At 64.0% G+C, this 4,043-nt stretch carries 5 protein-coding genes; 3 read left to right on the forward strand and 2 right to left on the reverse strand.

From position 1 onward, the window contains the following. Both ctaD and ACOQFP_RS01285 read left to right on the forward strand, forming a co-directional pair. Nucleotides 1-1,659: cytochrome c oxidase subunit I (gene ctaD / locus ACOQFP_RS01280; RefSeq protein ID WP_421583203.1), on the forward strand; the 1,659-nt coding region annotated here is incomplete at its 5' end. Further along, nucleotides 1,656-2,195 (forward strand): hypothetical protein, encoded by a 540-nt coding sequence (locus ACOQFP_RS01285; RefSeq protein ID WP_032370106.1) that lies wholly within the window; start codon nucleotides 1,656-1,658, stop codon nucleotides 2,193-2,195. The genes ctaD and ACOQFP_RS01285, both read left to right, overlap by 4 nt. A gap of 358 nt (nucleotides 2,196-2,553) precedes the next feature. Here ACOQFP_RS01285 and ACOQFP_RS01290 read toward each other — a convergent pair whose 3' ends face one another. Then, nucleotides 2,554-2,721 (reverse strand): hypothetical protein, encoded by a 168-nt coding sequence (locus ACOQFP_RS01290; RefSeq protein WP_085950765.1) that lies wholly within the window; start codon nucleotides 2,719-2,721, stop codon nucleotides 2,554-2,556. A 77-nt stretch (nucleotides 2,722-2,798) separates the two neighbouring features. Next, nucleotides 2,799-3,668 carry a sigma-70 family RNA polymerase sigma factor gene (locus ACOQFP_RS01295; protein WP_421583204.1) on the reverse strand — a complete coding sequence of 290 codons (870 nt, stop codon included), beginning with the start codon at nucleotides 3,666-3,668 and terminating at the stop codon, nucleotides 2,799-2,801. A 33-nt stretch (nucleotides 3,669-3,701) separates the two neighbouring features. On the opposite strand from ACOQFP_RS01295, the gene ACOQFP_RS01300 reads away from it, so the two are divergent. After that, entirely contained in the window at nucleotides 3,702-3,917 is a 216-nt protein-coding gene (locus ACOQFP_RS01300) for a YgaP-like transmembrane domain (protein ID WP_032370107.1), read from the forward strand. Nucleotides 3,918-4,043: the final 126 nt, after the last annotated feature.

A 4,043-nucleotide genomic window follows, 5' to 3' on the forward strand; every position in this document is an offset into this window, starting at 1 on the left:
AAGATGTATCTGGTCACCTCGTTCGGATTGTTCCTCATCGGCGGGTTGATGGCGCTGCTCATGCGCACCGAACTCGCCGTACCGGGGTTGCAGTTCCTGTCCAACGAGCAGTACAACCAGCTGTTCACCATGCACGGCACGATCATGCTGTTGCTCTACGCCGTCCCGGTGGCGTACGGATTCGCCAATTACATTCTGCCGCTTCAGATCGGGGCACCCGACGTCGCGTTCCCGCGGCTCAACGCGTTCGCGTACTGGCTGTATGTGTTCGGATCGCTGATCGTGCTCGCCGGGTTCATCACCCCGGGAGGTGCCGCGGACTTCGGATGGACCGCCTACACCCCACTGACGAGCGCACTGCATTCCCCCGGTGTCGGTGCCGACCTGTGGGTACTGGGCCTGATTCTGTCGGGCTTGGGCACGATCTTGGGTGCGGTCAACTTCATCACCACCGTGGTGTGTCTGCGCGCACCCGGCATGACGATGTTCCGGATGCCGGTCTTCACCTGGAACATGCTCGTGACCTCGGTGCTGGTGCTGCTGGCGTTTCCGACCTTCGCGGCCGCGTTGGCCGGGCTGGCCTTCGATCGACACTTCGGTGGTCACGTGTTCGACCCGGCGACCGGGGGAGCGGTGCTCTGGCAGCACCTGTTCTGGTTCTTCGGCCATCCCGAGGTCTACATCGTCGCGCTCCCGTTCTTCGGCATCGTCTCCGAAATCTTTCCGGTCTTCAGCCGCAAACCCATCTTCGGCTACAAGGGTCTGATCTTCGCTACCCTCGGCATCGCAGCGCTCTCGATCACGGTGTGGGCGCACCACATGTACGCCACCGGAGCTGTTCTGCTGCCGTTCTTTTCGTTCATGTCCTTCCTCATCGCCGTGCCGACCGGGGTGAAGTTGTTCAACTGGATCGGCACCATGTGGCGAGGACAGGTCACCCTGGAAACCCCGATGCTGTTCAGCATCGGATTTCTGATCACATTCCTGTTCGGCGGACTGACCGGTGTGCTGCTGGCCAGCCCCCCGATCGATTTCCACGTCACCGACACCTACTTCGTGGTGGCGCACTTCCACTACGTACTGTTCGGGACCATTGTTTTCGCCACCTACGCCGGGGTGTACTTCTGGTTTCCCAAGATCACCGGACGCATGCTCGACGAACGCCTCGGCAAGTGGCACTTCTGGACGACGTTCGTCGGGTTCCACATGACGTTCCTGGTGCAGCACTGGCTCGGCAACGAAGGGATGCCGCGCCGCTACGCCGACTACCTGCCCTCGGACGGATTCACCACCTTGAACCTGATCTCCTCGATCGGAGCGTTCATTCTCGGGCTGTCCACGCTGCCGTTCGTGTGGAATGTGTTCAAGTCCTACCGATACGGCGAGGTCGCCACCGTCGACGATCCGTGGGGCTACGGCAACTCTCTCGAATGGGCCACCACCTGCCCACCGCCCCGCCACAATTTCACCGAAATACCTCGTATCCGTTCCGAGCGGCCGGCGTTCGAGCTGCACTACCCTCATATGGTCGAACGCATGCGCACCGAAGCCCACGTCGGGTTGACGGGCCACACCGCCGCTGTGCGGGCACCCTCTGAAGTGATCGCCGACGGCGTCGAAGAGGGCACCGCCAGCGGGACCTCAGGGGAGAGACGGTGACGAGCGCGCGGAGACGGCGCTCGACAGGTGCCGCTGTCCTGGTACCGGGACGGGTGTCGTACGCGATCGCGGTCGCCATGGGGTTCTACGTGCTCGCGCTGATCGTGCTGTTCACCTTCCTCGTCCCTCGACTCTCACCCGGGTCGGCGACCGCTGTCACCGCTGCCGTGGTGGCCGGCTTCGCGGTGCTGCTGATGGCGGCGATGATGTTCGCAGCCCGCACACCGCTGCATCCTGCAGCGGTATCCGTGGTCCGGGACGCCGCGGCGGACCGGGAGGACGACATCGTCGAGGGGTGGGCGGTGGTCCTGGGCACCGACATCGATTCACGGCGGGTGGAACTGGAAGTGACGGTGCCCGGGTCCGGAACGTACCGGTGCGATGTGCGTGCAGAACGGTCGACCGTCCGCGCACTGGTGATCGGTGCCACCATTTCGGTGTGGGTCGATCCGCATCATCGCCGGTCGTTGACCTTGGTCGGGGTCGGGGTCGGTCCGAGCATCGACGACGACACGTACGGGAACGGGCGTCGCTGATCGAGCTACCTCGCCTGCACCCCGCGGCGGCGAAAGCCGCTCCAGGGTTGCAGACGTCGATCACAACTACCCTCGACTGCCCGCTGGACGGGTGGCTGTGTCGGTGACCGACGTGAGTGTGCCTGCGCGACATCGATTTTCCCGTGACGGAGTCCCCGCTTGCTGGCGATGGCAAGTGTGGTCGTGGTGTTGCACCTGGCCGGGTGGGGACTGTGCGTTCACTACGATGCGGGTCTGCGCATGCGCGGTCTGTGCCGCGACGTGCGAGACCACGAAGACCGGGACCGCGAGGTGCGAGACCACGAAGAAAGACGACTCGGGTCGCAGCCCTGGCAGGATCAGGGCTGCGGACCGCGATCTACTTCTTGGAGAACATGCGGGAGAACAATCCCGGTGACTTCGGATCGGAGTCGTGCCCCTTGCAGCGATTGGACGCCGGAACGCCCCGCATCACCTGATCGACGTGTTGACCGCATCCCGCCCACGTCGTTTTTCCGCACTTCTTGCACGTGACAGCCCTGCACATGAGTCTCTCCTTCGGTCGATGAATCACTTTCAATATACCCTATGGGGTATCTTTTTCCGGGTGTCGGGGATGATCGGTCATCGCGGCGGGGGTCCGCCCAAGTGGGCGACGTCGTAGACGAACTGTTCGGGGACCGCGCTGGTCCACGGTCGCAGGCCGAGTGCGGTCTTGATGCCGATCAGGGCCTGTGCGATGGGTGGGCAGCGGCGACACTGGCGCAGGTGTGTATCGATGCGGGCCGAGGCGTCGACATCGAGACGCCCGTCCAGGTAGTCCGATGCCGCGGCGAGTGTGCGCCGGCATGCCTGGGAGTCGTTTTGCGGATGTGTGGGACCGTTGTCGAGGGCGCGCAGCAGCTTGACCCGTGCGCGGTGGATGCGCTTGTACACCGCTGCGGTGGTGAGCGCGCCGACCGCGCCGATCTGTGTCGCTGTCCAGCCCTCGCCGTCGTGCAATGCCAGGACCATTCGATCCTCGACGGTCAACGTCGCCAGCGCCGCTCGCACCGTGGATCGATCGCTGAGCGCCTGCACGACCGTCTCGGGGTGCTCGAGGTTGCTGATCGGTACATCGATGTCGCCCGTGCCCGATGGTTCTGTGCGCTGAGTCTCCGCGCGTGCGGCCACATCGCGGGCACGGTTGATCGTGATCCGGTAGAGCCACGTCGTGAGAGCCGATTCGGATCGAAATGTTCTCCGGTTGCGCCACGCGCGTTCGAGGACGTCCTGCACCAGATCGTCGGTATCGGCCGGTGATCGTGTCATCGCGGCTGCGAAGCGACGAAGAGTCGTGCCCTGGTCGATCAGATCGCGCGCGAAGCGCTCGTCGTATGCCGCGCTGTCGGGATCGGGATCGGGATCGGGGTCGGAGTCGAGGTCGAGGTCGGGGCTGGGCTGTTCGCGCGATGATCCACCGATTGGTCCACTTCGGCGTTCTCGCCCGTCCAACAGTGAAAGTCCCTCTACAGAACTGGAATCATCATGTCGTTCGTCGAATTCATGCGCAGTACTGCCGGACGCGCACTGCGCATCGTGGTGGGAGTCGCTCTGATCGTGGTCGCCGTCGTGCTCGGCGGTGTCGGGGGCATCGTGGTGGGAGTGATCGGCGGTGTGTTCGTGCTGACCGGGGTGATCAACGTGTGTCTGCTCGGCCCGTTGTTCTCCGTCGATCTTCGAGGTCGGCCCAAGACGTCCTGAACGGGGTGCGCGGGCGGGCAGCTCAGAAATGGGGGATCACCTTGAACGCGGTGTACCCGTCGCTGCTCTGGGCCAATGCGACACCGTTCGAGGTCACTGCTGTCGGTGCGGCACTCGGTGATGTGC

This window comes from Rhodococcus sp. MALMAid1271 (assembly GCF_049195265.1).
Lineage (GTDB): Bacteria > Actinomycetota > Actinomycetes > Mycobacteriales > Mycobacteriaceae > Rhodococcoides.